18 protein-coding genes are annotated in these 24,668 nt (G+C 51.3%); 11 read left to right on the top strand and 7 right to left on the bottom strand.

Going from position 1 to position 24,668, the window contains the following annotated elements; all coding sequences use genetic code 11:
- Nucleotides 1–109: 109 nt before the first annotated feature.
- The gene (locus tag GA004_RS09775) at nt 110–1,483 is read left to right on the top strand and encodes a Gfo/Idh/MocA family protein (protein WP_283393673.1); all 1,374 of its coding nucleotides are present in this window, start codon (nt 110–112) and stop codon (nt 1,481–1,483) included.
- 40 nt (nt 1,484–1,523) lie between these two features.
- Here the strand turns inward: GA004_RS09775 and GA004_RS09770 are convergent, their stop codons facing one another.
- Nucleotides 1,524–4,001, bottom strand: a complete 2,478-nt coding sequence (locus tag GA004_RS09770; RefSeq protein ID WP_283393672.1) for a DUF1592 domain-containing protein — start codon at nt 3,999–4,001, stop codon at nt 1,524–1,526.
- Nucleotides 4,002–4,023: 22 nt separating this feature from the next.
- A complete protein-coding gene (locus tag GA004_RS09765) occupies nt 4,024–5,316 on the bottom strand; it encodes a DUF1552 domain-containing protein (protein WP_283393671.1) in 1,293 nt (430 codons plus the stop codon).
- Between the two features lie 152 nt (nt 5,317–5,468).
- On the opposite strand from GA004_RS09765, the gene GA004_RS09760 reads away from it, so the two are divergent.
- The 5 genes from GA004_RS09760 (at nt 5,469) to GA004_RS09740 (ending at nt 11,909) form a co-directional block, all read left to right on the top strand.
- Nucleotides 5,469–6,815, top strand: coding sequence for a sulfatase family protein (locus GA004_RS09760; protein ID WP_283393670.1), 1,347 nt, complete (start codon nt 5,469–5,471; stop codon nt 6,813–6,815).
- Between the two features lie 304 nt (nt 6,816–7,119).
- Entirely contained in the window at nt 7,120–8,529 is a 1,410-nt protein-coding gene (locus tag GA004_RS09755; RefSeq protein WP_283393669.1) for a hypothetical protein, read from the top strand.
- Between the two features lie 3 nt (nt 8,530–8,532).
- Entirely contained in the window at nt 8,533–9,831 is a 1,299-nt protein-coding gene (locus tag GA004_RS09750) for a hypothetical protein (RefSeq protein WP_283393668.1), read from the top strand.
- Between the two features lie 43 nt (nt 9,832–9,874).
- On the top strand, nt 9,875–11,386 hold the full coding sequence (locus tag GA004_RS09745) for an SLC13 family permease (protein WP_343218801.1): 1,512 nt from the start codon (nt 9,875–9,877) through the stop codon (nt 11,384–11,386).
- A 169-nt stretch (nt 11,387–11,555) separates the two neighbouring features.
- The gene (locus GA004_RS09740) at nt 11,556–11,909 is read left to right on the top strand and encodes a mechanosensitive ion channel family protein (RefSeq protein WP_283393666.1); all 354 of its coding nucleotides are present in this window, start codon (nt 11,556–11,558) and stop codon (nt 11,907–11,909) included.
- 107 nt (nt 11,910–12,016) lie between these two features.
- Here GA004_RS09740 and GA004_RS09735 read toward each other — a convergent pair whose 3' ends face one another.
- On the bottom strand, nt 12,017–13,102 hold the full coding sequence (locus GA004_RS09735) for an amidohydrolase family protein (protein ID WP_283393665.1): 1,086 nt from the start codon (nt 13,100–13,102) through the stop codon (nt 12,017–12,019).
- A gap of 867 nt (nt 13,103–13,969) precedes the next feature.
- Here GA004_RS09735 and GA004_RS09730 point away from each other — a divergent pair.
- The 4 genes from GA004_RS09730 (at nt 13,970) to GA004_RS09715 (ending at nt 20,439) form a co-directional block, all read left to right on the top strand.
- Complete coding sequence (locus GA004_RS09730) at nt 13,970–16,495, top strand: PSD1 and planctomycete cytochrome C domain-containing protein (RefSeq protein ID WP_283393664.1); 2,526 nt, start codon at nt 13,970–13,972, stop codon at nt 16,493–16,495.
- A 10-nt stretch (nt 16,496–16,505) separates the two neighbouring features.
- Nucleotides 16,506–17,906, top strand: a complete 1,401-nt coding sequence (locus GA004_RS09725) for a DUF1501 domain-containing protein (RefSeq protein ID WP_283393663.1) — start codon at nt 16,506–16,508, stop codon at nt 17,904–17,906.
- A gap of 217 nt (nt 17,907–18,123) precedes the next feature.
- Nucleotides 18,124–19,839 (top strand): GMC oxidoreductase, encoded by a 1,716-nt coding sequence (locus GA004_RS09720; protein WP_283393662.1) that lies wholly within the window; start codon nt 18,124–18,126, stop codon nt 19,837–19,839.
- Nucleotides 19,840–19,854: 15 nt separating this feature from the next.
- Nucleotides 19,855–20,439: a gluconate 2-dehydrogenase subunit 3 family protein gene (locus tag GA004_RS09715; RefSeq protein ID WP_283393661.1), complete on the top strand. Its 585-nt coding sequence runs from the start codon at nt 19,855–19,857 to the stop codon at nt 20,437–20,439.
- Nucleotides 20,440–20,551: 112 nt separating this feature from the next.
- Here the strand turns inward: GA004_RS09715 and GA004_RS09710 are convergent, their stop codons facing one another.
- Nucleotides 20,552–20,854, bottom strand: a complete 303-nt coding sequence (locus GA004_RS09710) for a serine hydrolase domain-containing protein (protein WP_283393660.1) — start codon at nt 20,852–20,854, stop codon at nt 20,552–20,554.
- The gene (locus GA004_RS09705) at nt 20,851–21,561 is read right to left on the bottom strand and encodes a serine hydrolase domain-containing protein (RefSeq protein ID WP_283393659.1); all 711 of its coding nucleotides are present in this window, start codon (nt 21,559–21,561) and stop codon (nt 20,851–20,853) included. Before GA004_RS09705 ends, GA004_RS09710 begins: the two co-directional genes overlap by 4 nt.
- Before the next feature lie 293 nt (nt 21,562–21,854).
- Here GA004_RS09705 and GA004_RS09700 point away from each other — a divergent pair, with 293 nt between their 5' ends.
- Nucleotides 21,855–23,453, top strand: coding sequence for a sulfatase family protein (locus GA004_RS09700; RefSeq protein WP_283393658.1), 1,599 nt, complete (start codon nt 21,855–21,857; stop codon nt 23,451–23,453).
- A gap of 424 nt (nt 23,454–23,877) precedes the next feature.
- On the opposite strand, the gene GA004_RS09695 is transcribed toward GA004_RS09700, so the two are convergent.
- Both GA004_RS09695 and GA004_RS09690 read right to left on the bottom strand, forming a co-directional pair.
- On the bottom strand, nt 23,878–24,135 hold the full coding sequence (locus GA004_RS09695) for a hypothetical protein (protein WP_283393657.1): 258 nt from the start codon (nt 24,133–24,135) through the stop codon (nt 23,878–23,880).
- 23 nt (nt 24,136–24,158) lie between these two features.
- The gene (locus GA004_RS09690) at nt 24,159–24,539 is read right to left on the bottom strand and encodes a glucuronyl esterase domain-containing protein (protein WP_283393656.1); all 381 of its coding nucleotides are present in this window, start codon (nt 24,537–24,539) and stop codon (nt 24,159–24,161) included.
- Between the last annotated feature and the right edge of the window lie 129 nt (nt 24,540–24,668).

Genomic DNA, 24,668 nt, shown 5'->3' with positions numbered 1-24,668 from the left:
CGTTTATCAGAACCAATCTGCATTTACCGATAAAGTGTGGGAGTTCTAGGGTCTCATCTCGTTATCTCTTGCATGTGAAACGTATCTCTAAAGAATTTAATCAAACCTTATGAAGCCAAAGTACCCCTTGTCTCGCCGCAATTTTATCGCGGCTTCTGCAGCCGGCATTTTCGTTCCCACGATCATCCCTTCAAGCGTTTTAGGATTGGGCAAACGTCCCGCTCCTTCGAATCGGATCAACGTCGCTTGCATTGGATTTGGGACGATCGCGCACAGTACGGTAACAGGATTTCTGAGGGATGATCGGGCTCAAATCGTGGCGATGGCCGATCCTAATCGGAAGTCGGGGAGTTATGGCTATGCTGGAGAAAAGGAAGGCGGGCGTCTTGTTGGGATGCAAATCGTCAATGAGTTTTATGCGGAGGCAGAAGGCAGAACCCATTATCGTGGCTGTCGGGCCTATGAGGACTTTCGCGACTTGCTGGACAACGAGGATGTGGACGCAGTCAATATTTCGACACCGGATCATTGGCATGCGGTGATGGCGGTCTACTGCGCGAATCTCAAAAAGCACGTTTATGGGCAGAAACCATTGGCGGTGACCGTTGATGAAGGACGAAAGATGGTCAAAGCGGTGAATCGCAACAAGATCACTTGGCAAACCGGTAGCCAGCAGCGTTCCGAATCCTATTTTCGCGAAGCCGTTGAGTTCGTACAAAACGAGCGCATCGGAAAATTGAAAACGATCCAAATCGGATTGCCCGGTGGGCACTCCGATTGGAATCAGATGAGCGACCGCCAAGCGGCGGAACCCGTCCCAGACGGATTGAACTACGATCTATGGGAAGGACCCGCTCCGCATCGTGATTATCGTCCCGCATTATTGCCGCTCAATTGGCGCCACAATTTCGACTATTCAGGTGGCATGATCACCGACTGGGGTGCACACCACATGGATATCGCCCAATGGGCCATGGGTATGGATGAAAGTGGCCCCATTAGGATCGATAATATTAAGGCTGAGCTTCCAGCAAGTAGCGCGATTTACAATACGGCGCCAAAGTTTCATTTCGAATGTACTTATGCTAGCGGTGTGAAAATGGTCGTGACCGACACATCCGAAAACCCCCAGGGCATTTTGTTCGAGGGTGAGGGAGACAAAAGTATCTTTGTTAAGCGAGGAGAGATAAAGATGAACCCTTACGAGTTGCGCCGGGAGAGGATTCAAGACAGTGAGATCCGAGTGTATAAGAGTACCAATCACATCGCAGATTTCCTCGATGGAATCGAAACGGGAAAACGCACCGCGGCACCGATCGAAGCCAGCCATCGCTCCATCTCTATTTGTCACCTGGCAAATATTGCGATCCGTCTCGGTCGGGACTCGCTTGAGTGGGATCCAAAACGGGAACGCGTGATAAACGACGACGCTGCCAACAAGATGCTTAGCCGCCCCATTCGCGGTGGCTGGAAGTTGCGTTAACCCGAGATCGCCCGCTACCCAGAATTCGTTCCGTGGTTTCTCAGATGCTTTGGAAGGTCCGGCTTAGTACGACAAGCTCGACAAGGTCGTAGAATCCGTTGCCACGCCGGTCGAGCTCTTCCACAATCGCGTCGATCGCGGGTCGGTCTGCGGGCTCCATGCGACGCCCTGTGGCGTAGGATATGAGTTTAGAGGTGAACGCTCGGGCAATTTGTGTCTTTCGTTCGAGGAGAACGTCCTTGAATTCGACAATTCCATTATACTCACTCCCATTTGGCATCTTTCCGGAAGCATCGACCGGAATGTTCTTAGCATATGAGTCTCTCCATTGTCCGATCGCGTCGAAAGACTCAAAGGCGAAACCCATCGGGTCAATTTTTCGATGGCAATCATAGCAAGTGGGATTTTCCCGGTGTTTTTCCAACTGTTGACGAATGGATGTGGTTCCCCGTGTGTCGGGATCAAAGGGCTCAACATCGGGAGGGGGTGGTGAAGGTGGGGTGCCAAGGAGATTCTCGAGCATCCATACGCCTCGGACAACCGGTGACGTGTCGATCCCGTTTGCGGTCACAGTCAGAATCGAAGCCTGGCCCAGTATGCCAGAGCGACGGTTATCAGGGATTGCGGTCATCTTGAATTCGGACCCTTGAATATCCGGGTAGTCGTAAAGTTCCGCCAGCGATCCATTAATGAACGTGAAGTCTGCGTCAATAAACTCGGAGAGCGGCCGATTCTCTTCGAGCATATGTTTTGAAAAGAGGAGGGTCTCGGTACGCATGTGCTCTTTCAGATTTCGGGCGTAGTAGATAGGGAATGCCTTTCGGTCAGGGGGCTGGGTGCCAAGGTCTTTTAGCGTCAGGAGACTGTCGACAAAGCTATCGAGGAATGCTTGAGACTTCGGGTCACTCAACATTCGACCTATCTCGCTACGAAGTGTATCGGGTTTTTTGAGACTATTATTTTCGGCGTGACGCAGCAGGGGTTCGTCGGGAATAGACGACCATACGAAGTAGGACAGCCTCGAAGCCAGTGCGTAGGAGTCCATTTCCTGTCCGGATTCGCTGGGTTCGTGGAGGTAGAGAAATGAAGGGGAGCAGAGAATGCGCTTAAGAGCGTCTTTGTAGGCCTGAAAAGGCTTAGCTCCATCATCAACTCGGTTTTCGACGAACTCCATTATTACATCCACCTCACGATCCGCAACTGGTCGCCGATAGGCGTTGGCCGAGAAATCTGTAATCAGCTCCCGTATTCGGTCCTGGGAAAAGGGGATGTCGCCCAGCAATGCCTTCTGGGAAGGAGAAGGCCAACTGTCGTAGATAGGACCTGTAATCTCGACCTCGTGTATTTGAATGTGGGGGAGTTCTCCGTATTTCATTGCGATCAGTCGGCGATCGGAAAAGTCTACGTTTTTGATTTCCCGATTTGCCTGGGTGCTGATCGCATTAGCGATGGGCCCGAAATTCCCCCTCAGTCCTACCATTCCATTGGGGTAAGTGAATCGAGGAGTGATGCCGGCGTCTAGCCAGACCGTGGCCTCTTTCCATTCCAGGATGTCGTCTTTCAGTTCGAAGTGGGCGAGCTGGGGTTCAATCGGCTGGGGACGGCTTAGGTCGCCATAACGATGGTCTCCAGGAACGATCGCCAGTTGAATCGGCTCCTTTTGGTTGGTCGAGACTCTTCTTTCCGGGTGATCGTGTATCCGATTTTTGGCGATCGTTTTGGCTCTAATTTTGTAGAATCCATCGTGAGGCACTCCTTGCTCGAAGCCGTGAATCTTCGCATAAGCGCCTTCGTGCCGTTGTGAAAGGGGCGTTTCGTAAAGCGCGATGAATTCAAAGTTGGCCCAGTCCCTCAGGGCCCCATCGAGCTCAGGCTGTTGGCGAAAATTCTCCGTGAAGCGATAGGTTTTCTGGGGAGGCCGTTCTGAATCGGCAAAGACCTTTTCAATGATCTGATCGGCTGCCTCGAGGTATTGGTCCAATAAATAGGCTGAGGTGACTAGCTGGTCTCCGATGGTGTCAAGGTGGTGGTCCGTTTGGTCTCGAGGAAACGACTGGGTTGGATCGAAACTTGTGGTATCAATATGCAGCAAATCTCGAATCGTATTACGATATTCTCTATGATTAAGACGCCTGAACACCGTTTGCTGGCCAGTGCTCTTAAGTGTTGCATAGTGCTCATCCAACGTGGACGTAAGCAATTCGACGATACGTTTAGTTTCACTGGCGCTCGGTTGTTCCTCCTCCTCGATGGGTGGCATTTCTCCGAGATTGAGAATGTCGAGGATTTCCTGAACATGGAGGAGCGTGAGGGTGTCGGTGATGGGAAGTTTTAAGGTGTCCCAACGCCGGTCTCCTTTCTGTTTCTTCTCGCCGTGGCAGCTAATGCAGTAGCTCTCAAGATAAGGCTGGAGCTCCGATTCCAGATCGAGCGCTACCTGCTGGGACTCACACCGAAGACGGGGAAGGAGAGCGGTGCAAAGGAAAATGCCCACGACTGTAAGTCTAACCGCAGCCATCGCAAAATCTGGGAATGGATTTCTAAACACTTTGAAAATCTCGAAGCGTGCCGGTGCTTGTCGCAAAGTAGTCAGACTCAATGCCCAGCCTGTTCAAGATGGAAAGGTAGAGGTTTGATAAGGGAGCTCCTCGGCGCCCTTTATCCAGAAACGAAAGATGCTGCCCATGTCGGAATCCGCCCCCAGCTACCATGATAGGTAGATTGGTGTTCGTATGGGAATTGGCGTTGCCCATACCGGAGCCAAAGAGGACCACGGTGTCGCTGAGCAATGACTCGGTATGATCGGATTCCTGCTTAGATCCCAGTTGTTGCAGGAATCGGGCGAACTGTTCGGTCTGATGCTGCTCAAGGGTGATCAAGTCTCGAATCTTGCCGGGCTGCTTTCCGTGGTGGGAAATAGAATGGTAGCCGCCCGAAACTCCCAATGCAGAAGTGTCGAATCCTTCACTTGAGATCTCAAGTGTTGCGATGCGGGTGGAGTCAGTTTCTAGGGCTAGCAGTATCAAATCGTAGAGCGTCGGCAGATCCTGCACAATGCCATTGTTATCCGGTCGGTCGATTGGCGCGGTGGGTTTGGGCACGTCGATCCAGCGACTGTTTTGCACGACAGCTCGTTCCGCGTCACGAACCGCGGTGAAGTATTCGTCCAGTTTTTCGCGATCGCGATTGCCAACCCGTTGAGCGAGGCTCTTGGCGTCATCTTGAACGGAGTCGAGTATCGATTTCTTTAGGGCTGACCGTTTGGCAGCGGAACGTTTCCCTTCGGAGGAATCCTCCACAAATAGAGTATCAAAAAGTTTGCTTGGGTCACTGATCGGCGGAACCCGAACACCTGATCGGGTCCACGACATTTGGCAACCATTGTGAAGCCCGCTTTCCGAGCCCACCGTAAGCGAGGGAAAACGCGTCTCGTGGCCCAGCGATTCTGCGATGCGCTGATCAAGGCTGATGTTGCCATCAGGCATGTTTTTCGCATCTACGCTGAGAACACCTGAGAGGAAAGAATGCACGCCGAAATGTCCCCCTGTCAGACCGTGATCGAGTCCGGAGAATATCGTGAAGTCCTGCTTGAGGGGCTTGAGCGGGTTGAGAAGCTGGGGGAAATCGAAGTTGGACCCTAATGTCTCGGGAAAAAAGGCGGGCTGGTACATCCCGAACGAGTTTCCGACGGCGACAAACCTCTTGGGATTCGGCGGGCTCTTGGCGATGGCGAAAGCGGGTGTCATTGCCTCCAGGTAAGGAAGGGCGAGGCAGACGCCTGCGCCTTTCAGGAAAGAGCGGCGGGAAATGTGTTTTGAGAATGCGATGTTCATCAGTCTCGAAGTGGTGTAATTTGGGTTCTAATCCTCAATCGTGACAAGTTGAGTCCTTTAACTGTATATTGCAAGATACTCGAGTATTTCGGACACTTTCCGCACTTCTTATGGTCTTGCCATCTGTTGCGCGTCGGAAAGGGTTAACGATCATGCGCATATCCCGTAGTATTGGTTCCCTCTTCCTTGGTCTCATCTTGGCTTCAATCGCAATGGGTCAAACCGCTAATAAGCCCAATATGCTGTTTATCCTCCTCGACGATTTGGGCTACGGAGACCTTTCATCGTACGGCGCCACGGATCTGGACTCCCCCCGCATCGATGCCCTGATGGCAGAGAGCCTCCGGTTCGATCAGTTTTACTCCAATTGCACGGTGTGTTCGCCTACTCGGGCTTCGTTGATGACAGGGTGCTATCCCGATAAGGTCGGCGTTCCAGGAGTCATTCGCCAAAACGCCGCTAATAGCTGGGGGTATTTGGATCCGAACGCGATTACCCTTCCGCAGATGTTGAAGAAGGCGGGCTATCATACCGCAATGGTGGGGAAGTGGCACTTAGGTTATGAGTCTCCCAACATCCCCAATGATCGAGGCTTTGATTTCTTTCACGGATTCCTAGGCGATATGATGGACGACTACTACAATCACCGTCGAGGGGGCGTGAACTGGATGCGCTACAACCGCAAGGAAATCGACCCTGTGGGCCATGCGACGGAATTGTTCTCTGATTGGGCGATCGAATACTTCGAATCCCGAAAAGGGAAAAAGGACCCCTTCTTTCTCTATCTGCCCTATAACGCGCCGCATTTCCCTATTCAGCCTCCCGATGACTGGCTGGAGCGGACGAAAAAGGAGAAGCCTGAACTGTCCGAAGGCCGTGCCAAAAACGTGGCCTTCATCGAGCATACTGATTACCACATTGGTCGCGTGCTGGATGGGCTCGAGGCCAGCGGGCTGAGGGACAATACTCTGATCGTCTTCAGCTCAGACAATGGAGGTGCTGCCAATTATTTCCAGTCAAACGGAAAACTGCGTGGTGCCAAACAAGACCACTGGGAAGGAGGCATTCGCGTACCTACCTGTGTTAACTGGCCTGGGCATATACGTGCCGGAAGAGTGGATACAATTGGCATAACCATGGATTTCTATCCTACGCTTTGCGATCTCGCAGGGATCCCCGTGAAACATGAAACCGACGGGGTGTCACTCTTACCGTTCCTGATGCAAGGAGATGATTCGGGTTTGAACGATCGCACCTTGTTCTGGGTAAGAAGGGAAGGAGGGGCCACTGGCTATCAAGGCCGTGCCTATTATGCGGTGCGTCGTGGTCCGTGGAAACTCGAGCAGAGCACGTCCTTCGCTCCCATGGAGCTGTACAACTTGGATGACGACCCGTTGGAAACCACGCCCGTGGATGATCGAAAAATCACTGCCGAACTAGGAGCAGCACTGATGCTTCATATTCAGGAAGCTGGAGAGATCCCTTGGCAGAAGAAATAGGGCGTTCTGGGCCCCTATGGTGAAGCCTTTGGAATGGCACCTTGGGATACGGTTTTGAAACGAAAGAGAGACTGACTAACGAATCTTGAACCTTTTACAGTTTTTAACAATATTGAAATCTAAGCTGCTCTGGCCCTTTCGAGATTACGTAAACGGGCTGTTTTATGGCGGAATTAGCACCTGTTCGGACAAGGCAATTTTATGACACTCCAAATTTGGCTTGCTCGGTAGGGATCAATGCGTTCGCCTTTTTTCTATCTAGGTTTCCAACTCATTTAACCTCTAAATTTACCATCTGAGTTCTATGAAAAATAGCCGATTTAGTGTTGCAATTGGGTTCGCTAGCGCGACCGCAGTTCTACTTTCAATTAGTCCGCCTGTCATCGAAGCCCAATCCGCCTTATCTGGGTCCAGAATTTCCGAAGATCCCGAGTTTTTTATTACCTTGGATACCTACGTGAAATACGGCGGCGATATCGATGTGATCGATGGTCTGACAGGCCAAGCCTACCATTCAGACAATGCGGTTGTTAAGGCGATCCATTCCAGCTTTCCCCAAATCATGGGTGGGCTCCATGTAAAGCTTCTTGAACTGGAGGCCCGTTACATGAATTTCTACCTTTCTCAAGGCGTTCAGCACGATCGAGAGCTTGCCGCCTTGGCAGAATCCTTTGGGATTACACGATTCTCAATGGACCGATCACGATGGATGGTGAGAGAAAAAGCGATTCTGCAGAGGCTGGATAAAGAGCCCTTCTTTCAGATTACGGAATTGGTCGTCTGGGAAAAGGAATACCTCGACGAGGAACTGCCGGACAACAAGTGGGCCAAGAACATTCAATTCAATCCGGACACTCAGTCTTGGGAGCGGCGAGTTTTGACCGAATGGAATGTAAACACCGTCCAGGTTACAAGATGGAATAACGGTCAGTTGAACACTAATGTCCAAATGGTCGAAAAGCTTCAGGGCTTAAACTTGGAGACGAACAAGGGGTTCCACATTATGGTCGGGGGCAGAGGGCTTGGTCAGTACGTTCAGCCAGGAGACTTCAGTGAAGTGACTGTTTCTTACCCGATGATCGTATCCAGAAAAGAAAACGCTGAGGAGCAAATCGAACGATTGCAGAAGCAAATCGTCGAGAACCTCAGCCACTTGTATGATCCATTTACGTGGGTGGCTCGGAGATCGACTCGATTCCGGACCGCCTTCTCATCGGAACTGATCAATTATTTCAAGGAGAGGAAGTATCGGGTTAAAGATCGCGATTGGTTCGATCCGGTTATTTGCCACTTCCTCAATGACGTAGTCACGGTGAAGCGATACGGTTTCAAAGAAGTCTACGATCTTTACCTGACCCAGCAATTCGCTAACTCCAAAAACGTATTAGGCAAAGATCTAGATCTTCTCAATTGGCACGAAGGCGAAAACCGGAAGGGCGAAAGTGTTAACCGAGATCGCAGAATCTGGCTGAATTTCGATAGGCCTGGCGGAGCCCGATTTGTCATGTTAGACGCGTATTTGAGATACGGAGACAAATTTATTGATGCGCTTCGAGAAAAGTTAACGAGCTTGAAAAAGAGGGAAGACGGCAAGGAATTAATACAAAAGGTCATCGCCGAAGTAAGCAATGTTCCGGCGGAAAAGTATATCCCGGCAGCCATCAAGGCCCAGAAAGCTGGACTGGAGCAATTTCGCGAAAAAATGAATTTCTAGCCGATGACGCATTTTTTTGGCAGGACGGTTCAAGTGGCCTCGGCCACGCTTTCGCTGTTCTTCCTGATGGACGCCGGCTGGTCACAGTCTGCCCTTTCTGAGGCGGGCGTTGGCGATGATGGCCAATTTCTGGTCGAGCTCGACGCTTATGTAAAATACGGCGGCAACATCGCTGTGATCGACGGGTTCACTGGAAAAAACTATCACAGTGACAACGCGGTGGTTAAGGCAATACATACGAGTTTCCCAAAAATCATGGGTGGACTTCATAACCGGCTTCTAGAGCTCGAGGCGAAGCACATGGCCTTCCAGATGACACAAGGGGTTGCTCACGGAAGGAAGTTGACCGTATTGGCGGATACATTCGGAATCAAGGGGTTTGAACTAGATGACGAAAGTTGGCTGCGAAAGGAAAGGACCATCCTTGCCCGACTACGCGCGAAACCGTTTTTCCAGATTAAGGAGATCATCGTTTGGGAAAAAGAGGGGCTCTCGGAGAGAGCTCTAAGGGGAAATAGGCGCGCTCAGAACTTGCGTTTTAATCCGGATTCGCTCACGTGGGAAAGAAGAGTCCTCACGGAATGGGAGGTGGCAATCCGGAATAAAAGGAACGTTAAAATCGTCAACAAGTGGCAAGGGTTGAATCTCGATACAAACAAGGGGTTCCACATCAGCGACACATTGCCTAATAGCGTGTATGTAAATGCCTTTCGAGAGGTAAAGGTTTCCTATCCCATTATCGTTTCGCGTACTGAAGACTCCGAAGAGCAAATCACCCGAATTCAGCGGCAAATCGTCAGAAACCTCAGCTATCTTTACGATCCTTTCTCTTGGGCTGCACGTCGCAATACGCGATTTCGGACGAAGTTTTCTTCCTCTTTGGTTAACCACATGAAAAACAGGAGCTATCGCGTTATCGACCGCGAATGGTTCGATGCGGCAATATGCAACTTTCTCAATGATATGGTTACGGTAGACATGGATCCTCTCAATTGGCTTGAGGGAGAGGATCGCTCCCAGTCATTAAAAAAAGGGCCTGTCCGAGTCCGTTTCAGTTTCAACAATTCGGAAGGTGCGAGATTCGCTATGTTGGATATGTACCTGAGGTATGGATATGCGTTCGGTGAAAACCTGAGAAGTAAATTGGTCGCCCTAAAGAAAAAGGAGTCTGGTCGAGCTTTGGTTGAGCAGGCGATCGAAGAGGTTAGCGGCGTTCCTGCTGAAACCTATATAAAGGCCGCCCTGAAAGCTCAGGCTGAAGGGGTGTTGCAATACTGGGAAAAGTTGAATAGCCACCTATGATAGCAGATTTAAATCGGGCCTCGGAGCGAGGTTGTTGAACCATATGACCTTGCAACCGTGGAAAAAAATAGGCTTCTCAATGGGGATTGCTGTATTCGTAGCTATGCTACTGTTCTATAATCCCGTGCCAGAACAGCCTGCGGTTGGCAAGATGGCTGCGATCGCCGCGTTCATGGCTATCTTATGGATTACGGAAGCGATTCCCTTGGCCGCGACAGCACTAATACCCCTTGTAGCCTTTCCACTGACTGGGATCATTGATGCGGGTTCCACTTCGACGAGCTATGTGAACTCTATCACGTTTCTCTTCATTGGAGGATTCCTGATTGCCCTATCGATGGAGCGTTGGAATTTGCATCGCCGCATTGCCCTTAACATCATCAACGCAGTGGGGAAGAAAGCGGATATGCTGGTGCTTGGGTTCATGATTGCATCCGCGTTTCTGTCTATGTGGATTTCAAATACAGCTACAGCCGTAATGATGCTTCCGATTGGCTTAGCGATCATCTTGAAAATGGAAGAAGAGTTTGGCAAAGAAAAGGCTCATTCGATCTCGCTTGTTTTGATGCTGGGAATCGCCTACGGATGCTCGATCGGGGGCGTCGCTACACTCGTGGGAACGCCAACTAATTTGGCCTTCGTGCGTATCTTTAGCGAGGCCTTTCCAGAGGCTTCGCCAATTGCATTCGGGCAGTGGGTCATCATTGGTATCCCGTACTCGATTACTCTTATATTGGTGACTTGGTTTTTGTTAACCAAAGTCCTATGCAAGTTCGACAAGTCCTTGTCATTGGACAAGTCCCATGTTCGCGAGGAGCTGAAATCGCTGGGTCCGTTGGGGAAGGGAGAAAAGATGGTCCTCAGCGTATTTATGACGACGGTGTTCCTCTGGACGTTCCGTCGGAAGCTTGAGCTTGGATTTGTGTCTTTGCCCGGGTGGTCTGATTTGTGGAGCGGATTTGCGGGAATTGATGATGGCACGATCGCCATCGCTATGAGTATGCTGCTGTTTTTTCTTCCTGCTCGGGAAGGAGAAAATCCAGTGCGGATTTTGGAAGCGGATGTTTTTGGCAAGCTGCCTTGGGGTATCATATTGCTTTTCGGAGGAGGCTTTGCTCTGGCAGCTGGATTTGGAGCGAGCGGGTTATCGGAATACATCGGGGAAGGTTTCCGCTCTTTGGGCGAATTTCCTTCGTTGCTTTTGATCCTCGTGATCTGTCTCGGCGTGACTTTCTTGACAGAGCTCACTTCGAATGTGGCGACGCTTTCGATGCTGCTCCCCATACTGGCTTCCTGGGCGGTCAGTCTGCAAATGCATCCTCTCTTGTTCATGATTCCTGCGACGATCTCGGCATCGATGGCATTCATGATGCCGGTGGCAACGCCGCCCAATGCTGTAGTGTTTGGGAGTCAGCGGATCCGTATTTCCGAAATGGCTCGCACGGGATTGCTTCTCAATTTTGTGGCCATCGCTTTCACGATAATTGCCGTGTATGTGTTTTTCCCTTTGGTCACAGGAGATCCGATTGGGGCATTTCCAGATTGGGCGCAGTAGGCTAGGGCGCTAAGCCAATTATTGAGATCTGAGCTCGGATAAAAATATGGAATATTCTTTCAAATATTTGTGACTAAAACCCACTGTTTACGATCCGAAAGGAGCGATCTTTTACGAAAAATATTAAACTGGTTTAGATGTCGAAGATGAAAATCTCGGCACCAAACTCATGATTAATTTTGAAGCGTTTTGGCAGACATTAACGGAACAGGCTGTACTTTTCGGCCCTAAGATCCTCTTCGCGATTACAATTCTGATTTTTGGAAACTGGATTGCCAAGACGATCTCCAACGCGGTGCGGCGAGGATTGGAGATGCGTAAAGTTGAGCCTTCGCTCGTCGAATCCGACGGATCGCTGATTCACGCAGCACTAGTGGCTTTCGTGGCTCTCAGCAAAGTAGGCATCCAAACGACCTCCTCTGTACCGATTCACGGTGCGGCTGGTCTTGTCATTAGTTTAGCCTTTGAAGGTACGCTGTCCAATTATACCTCGGAAGTGTTGAATATTATTTTCATACCGTAACGGGTTGGAGACTACGTTTAAGAGGACAAAGTACTATTGGTGATTAGATACATGCTTGGGCAGAGAGAAATTAGTTAGATAAAGCGTCCCTAGATGAGTAAAGGGAATTAATTGGGAAAAAGCGAAGCGTCAAGGCCGGGAATGATGCGCAACGCGTTTTTGTAATAGAGTTTTTTCAGGATATCATCGGGAAGGTTGAGTCCGTACATGCGCCAAAATGCGTGGTAGCGTTTATAGTAAGGAAAGTATTCGTCGTTGCTCTCTAGGACGCGGAAATAGGTGGGGAACTCCTCGGGTCTGTAGGAGTCCTTTCCGAACAGAACGCGGTCCTGGTGTTTTTCGAAAAACCGATTCGCCATTCGGGGTTGTCGGCCGAGCTCGGCAATAATGGCTCCAATGCCAACATGCATATTTGGGATCTCGTCAAGTATCTCGCTCAGGCGACCCAGATCGTTGGCCAACCAACTCATATGGGCGGCTATGAAATTGGTGTCGGGGTGTTTCCGGAACATGTTGTGCTGCTCTGCGATGATCTGCTCCCAAGGAGCGGGATTCGTGTCCGAACGCTTGCGGCGAGAATGGATTTTTAGCTCTAGCCAACGTTCATTTTGATTGTCATGCGGCTCCCAGAACGGCTGCGGATCCGCCGAGTGGATAATCACGGGGATTCCCAACTCGCCACACTTTTGCCAAACAGGATCCAGGCGTGGATCATCGACAGCGACTCGTTTACCATCAATATCCTTATTGGAAAGACCAAGACCCTTGTAAACCTTTAGCCCCTTGGCCCCATTTTTCACATCTTCCTCGAGTTGGGCAACTGCATTCCTAGCCCAATTCGAACGGTCAACACCGTTGAAGTTCAGGTTGGTAAAAATGGCAAATCGCTTCGGGAATGCCTTTTCCACATTGCTAGCCATCGCTTTCAACTGCGATCCGCCGCGTCCGCTGAGGTTAACCATGATTTCCATATTCATGGCATCCATTTCCACGATACGGTCTGCCAGGTCGGAAGGTCCCATACGATACTGGTGACTATGGACATCGATAAACGGAAATTTCGCGCGATCAATTGGGTTCTCAGGGACAACTAGGGTCGAAGGGGGATCATAGTTTTCCCAGTCCAAGGTCTGAGCTCCGTAGATCGTCCCGACTAAGCTTATTATTGTGATGAGGGTGGCTTTGGCGTTCATGGCAAATAACTTGTGTCGAAAGGTTGTGGCAGCTTGCTGATAGAAACTAGGCGGGAAATTCACCTATGTAAGTCGATTTTGCAGGAACGTCCAAGGAAAGCCAGTGCCTTTTTTTCTCGGAGCGATTCGATTGCGGAAGTAAACGTTGGAGTCGCCAAAAAGCGAGCTGAGCCAGCAGGGTTTATATCCGAGGCAATGCGACGGGGCGGAATTAGGCTCTTGCGGAAGCAGACGTGCAGGAAGGAGGTAAGTGAATCTTGCTCCACTCTACGAGTTTTTGCCCGAAATTTGAGGTTTTTGGGGGAGGAAGTATTTGTTTAGAGGAGACACTTTCTTTTGGCCCTCACGACCCGGAACTTTAGACCCTCTCGTGGTGCCTTACGTTCAGCCTCGGCAAGCGTCAGGCCGAACTATTCGGAATCAGGTAGCTTCGTCACTTACTTAATGTGAATTGGAACCGGGGCAGTTACCGTTACCAGCAATAATGCTGAGATACGAAGCGGTAGGCTCATGTTCCTTTCGACGGCTCGTCGAAAAAAAAGGTTACCCAGTGATCGGTCCCAAGCTTAAGTTTGTTCAATAATTACCCAAAGCACCTTGAATTTCCTGGGACGGCTTTTTCTGTATTTAGCGATCGATTGATTTCGGGCGAATTAACTGGGTCTTTTCGAAAGCAATTACCCATCGGACGACTCGCTGAAGTGGAGCGTCGCATAAGACCAAATACGGTTCTTCTATGGAGGCCCTATGCAGGATTTTTTAGGGCATCGATTAAAGAGCCTCGTGAAGGATGGATTTCAGCCCTAATAGAATGACACCTTAAAACATGGCTTCCGGGCTTAAAATTAAAGGGTTGAGTCCTCCAAGATGGCTCGTTCTATCGAGGAGTTGACAGGGGCTTTCGCGGCGGCGATTGTTATGAAATTGAAGTACATCTCCGTTATCGTTCTATCTTTGATTGCACCCTTTTTCGGTTTATATGGAGGGGATAGGATCGAGTTCAATCGAGACATTCGCCCGATCCTTTCGGATAAGTGCTTTTTTTGCCACGGGCCGGATTCGAGCGAGCGAGAGGCGGATTTGATGCTCCACATCGAGGCGGGCGCGTATGCTGACCTTGGTGGATACGCGGCCATCGTGCCTGGCAAGCCAGAGGAAAGCGAGTTGGTCAAACGGATCAACGACCGCGAGGATCCAATGCCGCCCGCAGATTCCCACAAAATCCTGGATCAATCGGAAGCGGAATTGCTCGCCCGGTGGATCACAGAAGGGGCCGAGTATTCAGCCCCCTGGACCTACGAGCCTCCCGTTAAGCATGAACCACCGCCCGTAGCGAACGAGGACTGGCCTTTGAACGCTATCGATCGATTCCTACTCGCCAGGTTGGAAGAGGAAGGGCTGAATCCTTCTCTCGACGCTGACAAGGTGACCCTGATTCGTCGCTTGTATTTCGACTTGATCGGGCTGCCGCCCAAGCCTGAGGAAGCGGCTGAATTCATAGACGGTCGGAAATCGCTAGAGCAAGTGGTTGACGAATTGCTAAGCTCCCCTCATTTCGGCGAGCGCATGGCGATGTACTGGCTGGATTTGGTACGCTACGCGGATACGGTAGGCTATCATGGGGATCAGGACCACAATATCTCGCCGTATCGGGATTACATCATAAATTCGCTGAACGCGAATCTGCCCTTCGATCAGTTCACTCGCGAGCAGCTGGCTGGGGATCTTCTCGAATCGGCGACCAAATGGCAGAAGGTGGCCTCAGGCTATAATCGTTTGCTTCAGACTTCCCATGAAGGCGGTATCCAAGAAAAGGAGTATAATGCGATTTACGCGGCCGACCGCGTTCGTAATCTATCGGAGGTCTGGATGGGGGCAACCTTGGGCTGTGCCCAATGCCACGACCACAAGTTTGATCCCTACACGACCAAAGACCATTATTCGATGGCCGCGTTCTTCGCAGATATTCACGATGCCGGATACAACGGGAACACGCTGCCGACCAATCGTCCGCCGGAAATGATATTCCTGTCGGATACACAGGAATCCGATCACGAGAAAATCCAAAATCGGATGAAGGCGCTGGCGGGAGAAATGATTTGGGAGCGCGTCGAACGGTTGAGATCAGAGAAGGCGGAACGTGAAGCGGCACTGCTCACTGGGAAAGAATCGAAAAAGTCTGTCGAGAAAGCGATTAAGGCTTTGGGAGACCAGATCGCCGTCAGCGTGCTAGAGGAAAGGCGTCCACAATGGCTGGAGCTCATAGAACAAGAGAAAACGCTATTGAAAAGTGGCCGACCGACCATGGTCACCCAAGCCGAAGAACCGCGAACGATGCGGATTCTTCCCCGCGGAAATTGGCAGGATGACAGTGGTGAAATCGTTACTGCTGCGATCCCCGCCTTTTTAGGTAAGATCGATGTGCCGGAAGGCCAGCGAGCCACGCGACTGGATCTGGCCAATTGGCTGGTCGATCCCGAAAAGGGAGTGGGGGGATTGACTGCCCGCGTTATGGCCAATCGCTTTTGGTATCTATTCTTTGGGAGGGGGATTTCCTCATCGCTAACGGATTTTGGGGGTCAGGGGCAGCCGCCGATTAATCCGGAGCTACTGGACTATCTCGCGGTATCGTTCTACGAAAATGGCTGGGATATGAAACGTTTTCTTCGCCTTCTGGTTACGAGCCGGGCCTACCGACAATCCTCGGTCGTGCCACCAGAGCTCCTCGAGCGTGATCCATACAATCAACTCGTGGCCCGGCAATCACGGTACCGCCTACCGGCTGAAATCATCCGAGACAATGCTCTCGCGGTTAGCCAATTGCTGGTGACCGATATCGGTGGCGACAGCGTGAAGCCCTATCAGCCATCGGGTTACTACCGGCATCTCAACTTCCCTGAACGAACCTATGCCTCGCACGAAGACGCCCGGCGGTGGCGCCGCGGGGTTTATGTCCATTGGCAGCGGATGTTCCTCCATCCAGTGATGAAAACGCTCGATGCCCCAAGTCGGGAGGAATGCGTGGCGGAGCGTCCGCAATCGAACACGCCCAATGCCGCCCTTGCGCTGTTGAATGATCCGAGCTTTGTGGAGGCCGCCTTAGCTTTGGCGGAACGGATCCTCCGAGAAGGAGGTAACACTTTAGACGATCGGCTGGATTTCGCCTGCGAAGTGGTGCTGACTCGATCCCCCACCGAAGACGAGCGAGCGATTTTCCATTCGCTCCTCCAGTCAACCGAAGCAGCTTACCGCGAGGATCCACAGTCCGCGATCGCCTTGGTAGAGACCGGTGTTGCCAGACATCCCGAAGGCATCCACCCCATCGAGCTTGCCTCATGGACATCGGTTGCCAGAGGGCTCATGAATTTGAGCGAGGCCATTACCCGCAACTGATATTCGTAGCATGAACCCGACAACACGACGCGCCTTCCTCAGTCAAACCGGACTCGGTCTCGGTTCGGCCGCACTGGCTTCCCTGATGGGCCCCACGACTGCGTTTGCGAGCGCATCCAATCCGCAACTACCGCAGTTCGCAGCCAAAGCCAAACGAGTAATATTTCTCTGCATGGCTGGAGGCCCTTCCCATCTCGAAACCTTCGATTTCAAACCAGATCTAAACAAACTAGACGGGAAGCCAATGCCGGAGTCTTTTACCCGCGGGCAGCCCATTGCTCAGCTCCAAGGGGAAGAACTTAAAGTGCTTGGCCACCAGACCGCGTTTAGACGCTATGGACGAAGTGGCCAGCTAATCAGCGACTACCTTCCCTGGACGGCCAAGATGGCCGACGATATCGCGATTGTCCGCTCCATGGTTACCGAGCAGATTAATCATGATCCGGCCCATACTTTTATGAATACGGGCACGGCTATCAGTGGGCGGCCATCTATGGGTTCCTGGGTCAATTACGGCCTCGGGTCCGATTCGGAAGACTTGCCTGGATTCGTCGTGCTTACCAGTGTAGGCGGTCGCAATCCGCAGCCCATCGCCTCGCGCCAATGGTCCTCGGGGTTTCTTCCCAGCCGCTATCAAGGCGTCGAGTTTAATGGTTCAGGAGATCCGGTCCACTACGTTAGCAATCCGAAAGGGGTTTTGCCCGGCCAGCAGGCAGCCTTGGTCAAGGCCATCGGCCAGCTCGACCGGAATCGCAACCAAACGGTCCACAACCCCTTTTTTTTCAAGCAGAAGACGGCATACGAGATGGCGTTTCGGATGCAGACTTCGGTTCCAGGATTGATGGATGTATCTGACGAGCCCCGGAGCGTTCTTGATCTTTACGGGGCAACTCCCGGAGATGGCTCTTACGCTTCGAATTGTCTCCTTGCCCGCCGCTTGGCCGAGCGCGGCGTTCGATTCATACACCTCTACCATCGCGGATGGGACCACCACGGGGATCTGAAGAAATACATGGATATTTGCTGCGGCCTCACGGATCGCCCGACTTGGGCTCTCCTGACCGATCTCAAACGCCGTGGCATGCTGGACGACACGCTCGTGATCTGGGGTGGCGAGTTTGGCCGCACGCCGATGTTCCAAGGAAATGGGGAAGCCGGCCGTGATCATCATATTAAAGGATTCTCCATGTGGCTAGCGGGCGGCGGCATCAAAGGCGGCACGAGCTATGGTTCGACGGATGAGCTCGGCTACAACGCGGTCAACAATGTGGTCCATGTGCGCGACCTACACGCCACTATAATGCATCAGCTTGGGCTCGACGGAAACGGCTTCAGCTTTCCTTTCCAAGGCCTGGATATGAAGCTCACTGGCGTGGAACCGGCCAAAGTGATTAAGCCGATATTGGCCTAAGCACTGAACCACGAATTACAAACCTATTGGGAGGGCGTCGCACACCCGATTCAACATTGCCCATTGTCCAACAATTGCTCAACAGAATTTGAAGGGTTTAAACCGGCTTTTTCTGTATTTAGCGATTGATTGCTTTCGGGTTAGTTGACTAGATCGTTGTGATAGCGGTTACCCTTCGGGCGCTTAGGCGTGAGGTGGAACCAAAGATTAGAACCCTATGAATATTCAAGGAAAAGGAACGAAGCAGAATACGTATGATGCGATCGTAATAGGCTCAGGAATTAGTGGTGGGTGGGCAGCCAAGGAACTGAGCGAGAAAGGTCTGAAAACGCTCGTTCTCGAACGCGGGCGCGACGTGAAGCACGGGGAGTATCCGACGGCTCACATGGAGTCTTGGGAGTTCGCAGGTCGGAACAAAATTTCACAGGAAAAGCTAGAGCGACAGCAAAAGCAAAACCGAACCGGCTATACCACGAGTCCCGCATCGGCTCATTGGTTCGTTGACGACGTAGACAATCCTTACTCGGAAGAACAGCCTTTCGACTGGATGCGTGGTTACCACGTCGGTGGGCGTTCACTGCTCTGGGGGCGCCAATCCTATCGCTTCAGCGATCTGGATTTCGAAGCCAACGTGAAGGACGGCATGTCCGTTGACTGGCCCATTCGCTACAAGGACATCGCTCCCTGGTATGATTACGCGGAAAAGTTCGCCGGAATCAGTGGCCAGAAAGAAGGTCTCCCGCAATTGCCTGACGGCAGTTTCCTCCCGCCCATGGCAATGAACTGTGTAGAGGAGCACGTCCGCAAACGGATCACCGAAAACTTTTCGGACCGAATCATGACAATCGGTCGGGCCGCCAATCTGACCCAGCCACACAACGGTCGAGGAAATTGCCAGTACCGGAACCGCTGTATCCGCGGATGTCCCTACGGCGCCTATTTCAGCAGCAACGCGGCAACACTACCTGCCGGCTATGCATCGGGCAATCTAACATTGAGACCTTTCTCGATCGTAAACCAGATCATTTACGACAAAAACAAGGACAAGGCGGTAGGGGTCCGTATCATCGATGCGGAGACCAACGAAGTGATCGAGTACTACTCGAAAGTCATCTTCTCCTGTGCCTCGGCAATCGCGTCTACATTCATCTTGATGAATTCGAAATCGGACCGATTCCCGAATGGGTTCGGCAACGATAGCGGTGAACTTGGTCACAATCTGATGGATCACCACTTCAAAGTGGGAGCGTCAGGTCGCATCGACGGTTACGACGACAAGTATTACAAAGGTCGTCGTCCCAACGGGATTTATGTTCCTCGCTTTCGAAATATAGACAAGGCTTCGACACAGAAAGACTACGTTCGCGGTTTCGGTTACCAAGGGCGGGCGAGCCGGGAAGAGTGGTCACGCGGAGTTGCTGAGCTCGCTCGCTTCGGAAAGGACCTGAAGGCGGACTTGATCGAGCCAGGACCTTGGCGATTCGGAATTGGTTCATGGGGTGAATGCCTCCCATATCACGACAATAAGATGTATCTGGACGACAAGGTGCGTGACAAGTGGGGTCAGCCCACGGTGACATTCGATTGCGGTTGGAAAGAGAACGAGTACAGCATGCGAAAGGACATGAAACAGTCCGCAGTTGATATACTCGAAGCTTCGGGAGCGAAAGATATCACTCCTTTCGATACACCAGAGAAAAGTGCTCCCGGGAACTGCATTCATGAAATGGGAACTGCACGGATGGGACGCGATCCTAAGTCTTCGGTACTCAATAAGTGGAATCAAGTTCACGCTTCTCCGAATGTCTTTGTGACGGACGGAGCCTGTATGACATCGGCGGCGTGCGTGAATCCGTCGCTCACCTACATGGCCCTAACCGCTCGAGCCGCAAATCATGCGGTCGAGGAATTGAAGAAAGGCAACCTCTCATAAGAAAGGAGACGAAAGATGAATACGGAAACAGAAAATTCTTTAAGTATGAATCGTCGCGATGCGATTAAACGTGCGGGATTTGCGCTAGGTGCGGCTATTTCGGCCTCTACTCTCTCAGGAGTGGCCTTTGCTCAATCCAGCCGATCCGGGGCTAGCTGGAAGCCGGTCAATCTCAAGCGTCGCCAGGCCGAAGTCGCTGGAGCGATTGCAGAGCGGATATTGCCCAAGACCGATACGCCGGGCGCTATCGATGTCGGCGTGCCGGAATTCATGGATATTTTGTATGGCAGCTACATGACCAAAGAGGAAAAGTCCATTTTCGCCAATGGCCTAAACGCCATGAACCAAAGAGCACGCAAGGCGCACAAGAAGCATTTCGCGGAATTGAATGCGGCTCAGCAAGATGATCTGGTCCGAGACCTAGCAGCGGATTCTAAAAATAGGGAGTTCTACGAAAAGGTAAGAGAGCTGACTTTGGTGGGCTATTTTACCTCAAAGGAAGTGGGGATGAATGTGCTGAAGTACGATCCTATACCAGGAATGTACAAGGGGTGTATTCCTCGATCTGAAGTTGGCGACACCGCTTGGTCGTACTCTTAGGGTCAGCTCTGTTCGTGTTGATTTTGGTAGCGGACGATCTATGATCGCCCATTAACTTTCCTATCGGGTGGGCGATCGGAGATCGTCCGCTACCTTTTATTGCCTAGAAGCATTATTCTTTAAAAGCTGTGCCAATGGCGCGATTAATAGACTGTCCGGTTTTTAAGGATATAATGGTGTCGGTCAAAGTATAGAAGACGATCGCATATCGTCCGGTATCGAGATTGATTCGTAGGGACGCGCGGCTGGACGCCAGCGATCCTGTGTGAGAGATTTCCACAGGCCGATTGTTTTCTTTCCTAATGGTCCAGCCCATACCATAGGCTTTACCCGCAAAGGGAAGGGACAGATAGTTCTTGTAGATTTCGGGCTCAAGAAGGGTTCGATCTCCGAATCGTCCCCGTTCCAAAATCATTCGGGCAAAACGAGAGGTGTCCCTTGCCGTGGAATAGAGACTGCCTCCGATGAGCGGTAGGTGAAAGTGAGCCGAAAGATGGGGGTTGCGGGGTTTGGGTTACCTTTAATCGATCCCGTGGCGATATTGGGATCTTCGGGATCGGGGAAATAGGTGGTGCGTTCGAGTTGTAGTGGCTGAGCGAGACGTTGTTGCAACAAGGTCTCAAATGACTGGCCCAATACGACTTCAGCTACGCGACCTAAAACGCAATATCCAGCCCCGCTGTAGGCGTACTCGGTACCGGGTTTGTATATAAGCTCTTCTCCAGCGATGCCATTGACTGCCTCTTCCAATGTTAGTCGAAAATCCCTTATCCAACGAGCCTGTCTCCGATTCATTCCTCGTTTTTGGGAATAGATGCCACCTCGATGGGCTAGCAGTTCAAGCAGGTTAGGAGAACGGGTGGGGGTTTCCGACCCGACGATACTGGGTTTAGCGAATTCGGGAAGCCACCTGTTTATCCGAGTGTTCAGGCTCAACCGATTGTTTTGTGCCAAAACAAAGATTGTAGCGGATGCGAAAGGCTTGGAGAAGGAGCCAATGCAAAATTGCGTGTCTGAGTTGATCGGTTCGGGGTCCTTTACGGAGCGAACGCCAAATGATTTTCTCGTAAAGGAATTGATCTCCTTCTCCGACGAGGGCCTGAGCTCCGAGGATAGAGCCATCTCTTAGTAGATTCTCCAGATTGGTTTCGAGCTCATCTATTATGCTGGAATACCCCTTTGAAAGGGATGTGGTGGCAAAACAGAGTGTTAGGAGGTGTAGGAAAAGTTGAAGGGTCTGATTCATGGGGTAATTAATGGGACTTTCTTTGCGATCCAATTGGTAGGGAAGGTATTCGGATATCCCGAGCTAGGGCTCAGCGTTCTCGGTGACGACCTTTTTAAAACAAGCCCATTAGATTGCGTATTGCGTTTGTGGGGTTGCAATACCGTTTTCGATTAGAAAGGGTTTAGAGATGAGATCCCTACTAACCACCTACTACTTAGCTATCTCGATCGCTTTTGTCTCAATTCTTTCGGCGGACGATCGTCCTAATATCGTGTTCATTTTCACGGATGACCATGCCCCACACGCGATTGGCGCCTACGACGGCTGGCTCAAATCCGTCAATCCCACGCCGAACATCGACAAACTGGCTGCCGAGGGAATGCTCTTTGTGAACAGTTTCTGTACCAACTCCATTTGTGGCCCCAGCCGTGCGGTCATCCAAACGGGAAAGCACAGCCACAAGAACGGATTCATGAACAATGGAAACACGTTTGACTGGAATCAGCAGACCTTTCCCAAGCTTCTGCAGAAGGCTGGCTACCAAACCGCGATTTACGGCAAGTCCCACTTGAAAGGGCATCCTCAGGGATACGACAGTTGGGCAGTTCTTCCAGGGCAAGGCCTCTATTACAACCCGGACATGATTACTGAGAGCGGCCAGGTTACCATCGAAGGGTATTGCACAGACATCGTGACCGATATGGCGGTCGAATTTCTCAAGGATAAGCGCGACGAGAAAAAGCCCTTCATGCTCATGGTGCAGCACAAAGCGCCGCACCGTAATTGGATGCCTGCATTGCGCCATTTGAACCTTTATGATGACATCGAGATTCCTGAGCCAGCCACCTTGTTCGACGACTACAAGGACAATGCGCCCGCAGCCGGTCACCAGGAGCTCGAGATTGATCGCCACATGCACATCAACTACGACCTGTTCCTCGATCTGACACCTGACTTCGAAGAGCTACCCATTCGGACCGACAAGTCGGCTTGGAGGAATATGCAAAGAATGACACCCGAACAGTTGAAGGCGTGGCGGGCGGCATACGGTCCCAAGGACAAGGCTTTCCATGACGCAAATCTTTCTGGTAAGGAACTGGTACGCTGGAAATATCAGCGGTATGCCAAAAACTATCTTCGCAGCGTAAAAGGAGTGGATGAAAGCGTGGAAACGATCCAAGACACATTGGTTGAGCTTGATCTAGACGACAATACCATCGTCATCTATTCGTCTGACCAGGGATTCTACATCGGCGATCATGGCTGGTACGACAAGCGTTGGATGTACGAAGAGTCTCTCAAGATGCCCTTTATCCTCAAATGGCCTGGCGTTACGAAACCCGGTTCGAAGACAACAAAGATGGTGCAGAATCTAGACTACGCGGAAACCTTTCTCGATATTGCGGGGGCAACGATCCCGGATGATATGCAGGGTTTGTCCCTCGTCCCCCTGTTGAAGGGCGAGAACCCCAAAGACTGGCGGAAGTCAATCTACTACCATTACTACGAGTACCCCAGCGTACACATGGTACCCCGCCACAACGGAATTCGCACCAACCGCTATAAGCTCATGCACTTCTACCAATTTGACGAGTGGGAGTTTTACGATCTGAAATCGGATCCAGACGAGTACAATAATTTGTACAACAATCCCGAATACCAGTCCTTGGTGAAGCGCATGAAAAATCAGCTAAATCAACTGGAGAAGAAGTACGAGGATGATAGCGACATGACAGTAAAGCCAAAGTCGTGGCAGAACGAAGTACGTGGTATCGCGGCGAACTAGGAACCAAATAATTCGAAAACGTAAGCACCTCGAGAAGTCGGGGTGCTTTTTGTTCGCTTTGGGTTTGATACCCCGAAGTTTGTCGCAGACCCCCGACTGGCAGTCGGCTTCGACTCTGGTAGGGGGCTTGTCTTAGACCCCGATTGGTCAATGGCTCCGGGATCTTTATTCGCTGATTGATTCGTAGGAGCAAATGGGTGTTTCTATGGGACTAAAGAGGTACGAGTGATTTAGGTAGCGGGTGAACTCCGAGCACACACAGGATGGTTTGCCCAATGGGCGCTCGGAGATCGCCCGATACCTAAACCTGCCTCACCGCTTTACGAAGCGACCGGTCTCGGCGAATCAGTGAGAAGGCTAATTCTCGAATCACCTAATTCGCTTCGGCGTGAGCCTTCATACTCAAACTTACTCTTTAATTCTCCTACCTTAGATGCTTGTCCTCGAAATTCAAATACTGTTCCCAATCATAGTCCATTACATTGTGTCCGCCTGTGCGAACATGGTACCCAACGTAGTCGCCCACGGCGGTATTGACCGGCGGTTGAGATTCAACACCTACGCCCGTGAGACCAAATAGTTCGTAGACGGGACCCGCGTCCCTGGCTGAACGAAACTCTCCTCTGGGATCGGCCCAGACATCTTCTTCTGCACTGGCCGCGTACACTGTCCGCGGAGCCATGAGGGGCGATCAACTGATGCTGGTCAACGGCCAGTGCGTTCTCGTTCCCGTTGTACTGTTTGAAGGACTTTGTTGAACCTGTGCGGGACATTCGTGTTGATCCGTTCGACTGTTTCTCCAAAGGCTCTGCGGCTTAGGGCCGCTCCGCCGCATCGTGAGTTATTGGAGATCGTTAGGGCAAATCTTTGGTCCTTAGCCCCCGCCCAGAGGGATGTCTTCCCCAGTCGTGAATGGCCGAGAAGGGGAACGCGCCTTGAGTCGACATCGTCGTCGGTTTCAAAATAGTCCATAACCCGACTCAAGCCCCATGCCCAAGCGGATATTGCGCTCCAGTCTTCTAGCGCTAGCGAATGGCCGTCTTCGTCTTTTCTCGTAAAAGGAACGTATGCCAGCCTCCCAGCCATCCTTGTAATCGGGCTCGATGTCCCCTTAATAGTACGTTGCAATTCGGTAGCCTCGATAGAGAATCGTTTCCACAGCCTCTGGCACAATTTAAACCATCTAATCCTCAACGACTTATTTCCAGCAGCTCC

It is taken from the genome of Candidatus Pelagisphaera phototrophica, assembly GCF_014529625.1.
GTDB classification, from domain to species: domain Bacteria; phylum Verrucomicrobiota; class Verrucomicrobiia; order Opitutales; family Opitutaceae; genus Pelagisphaera; species Pelagisphaera phototrophica.
This window is presented reverse-complemented; position numbering and strand designations above follow the sequence as displayed.

Coding starts and splice junctions, on each gene's coding strand:
- GA004_RS09710 (WP_283393660.1), bottom strand. CDS start 20,854: ATGATTTTGGAACGGGGACGATTCGGAGATCGAACCCTTCTTGAGCCC.
- GA004_RS09715 (WP_283393661.1), top strand. CDS start 19,855: ATGAATACGGAAACAGAAAATTCTTTAAGTATGAATCGTCGCGATGCG.
- GA004_RS09695 (WP_283393657.1), bottom strand. CDS start 24,135: ATGGCTCCGCGGACAGTGTACGCGGCCAGTGCAGAAGAAGATGTCTGG.
- GA004_RS09755 (WP_283393669.1), top strand. CDS start 7,120: ATGAAAAATAGCCGATTTAGTGTTGCAATTGGGTTCGCTAGCGCGACC.
- GA004_RS09705 (WP_283393659.1), bottom strand. CDS start 21,561: ATGGCTCTATCCTCGGAGCTCAGGCCCTCGTCGGAGAAGGAGATCAAT.
- GA004_RS09720 (WP_283393662.1), top strand. CDS start 18,124: ATGAATATTCAAGGAAAAGGAACGAAGCAGAATACGTATGATGCGATC.
- GA004_RS09770 (WP_283393672.1), bottom strand. CDS start 4,001: ATGGCTGCGGTTAGACTTACAGTCGTGGGCATTTTCCTTTGCACCGCT.
- GA004_RS09730 (WP_283393664.1), top strand. CDS start 13,970: ATGGCTCGTTCTATCGAGGAGTTGACAGGGGCTTTCGCGGCGGCGATT.
- GA004_RS09750 (WP_283393668.1), top strand. CDS start 8,533: ATGACGCATTTTTTTGGCAGGACGGTTCAAGTGGCCTCGGCCACGCTT.
- GA004_RS09700 (WP_283393658.1), top strand. CDS start 21,855: ATGAGATCCCTACTAACCACCTACTACTTAGCTATCTCGATCGCTTTT.
- GA004_RS09775 (WP_283393673.1), top strand. CDS start 110: ATGAAGCCAAAGTACCCCTTGTCTCGCCGCAATTTTATCGCGGCTTCT.
- GA004_RS09745 (WP_343218801.1), top strand. CDS start 9,875: ATGACCTTGCAACCGTGGAAAAAAATAGGCTTCTCAATGGGGATTGCT.
- GA004_RS09735 (WP_283393665.1), bottom strand. CDS start 13,102: ATGAACGCCAAAGCCACCCTCATCACAATAATAAGCTTAGTCGGGACG.
- GA004_RS09760 (WP_283393670.1), top strand. CDS start 5,469: ATGCGCATATCCCGTAGTATTGGTTCCCTCTTCCTTGGTCTCATCTTG.
- GA004_RS09725 (WP_283393663.1), top strand. CDS start 16,506: ATGAACCCGACAACACGACGCGCCTTCCTCAGTCAAACCGGACTCGGT.
- GA004_RS09690 (WP_283393656.1), bottom strand. CDS start 24,539: ATGGCTGGGAGGCTGGCATACGTTCCTTTTACGAGAAAAGACGAAGAC.
- GA004_RS09740 (WP_283393666.1), top strand. CDS start 11,556: ATGATTAATTTTGAAGCGTTTTGGCAGACATTAACGGAACAGGCTGTA.
- GA004_RS09765 (WP_283393671.1), bottom strand. CDS start 5,316: ATGAACATCGCATTCTCAAAACACATTTCCCGCCGCTCTTTCCTGAAA.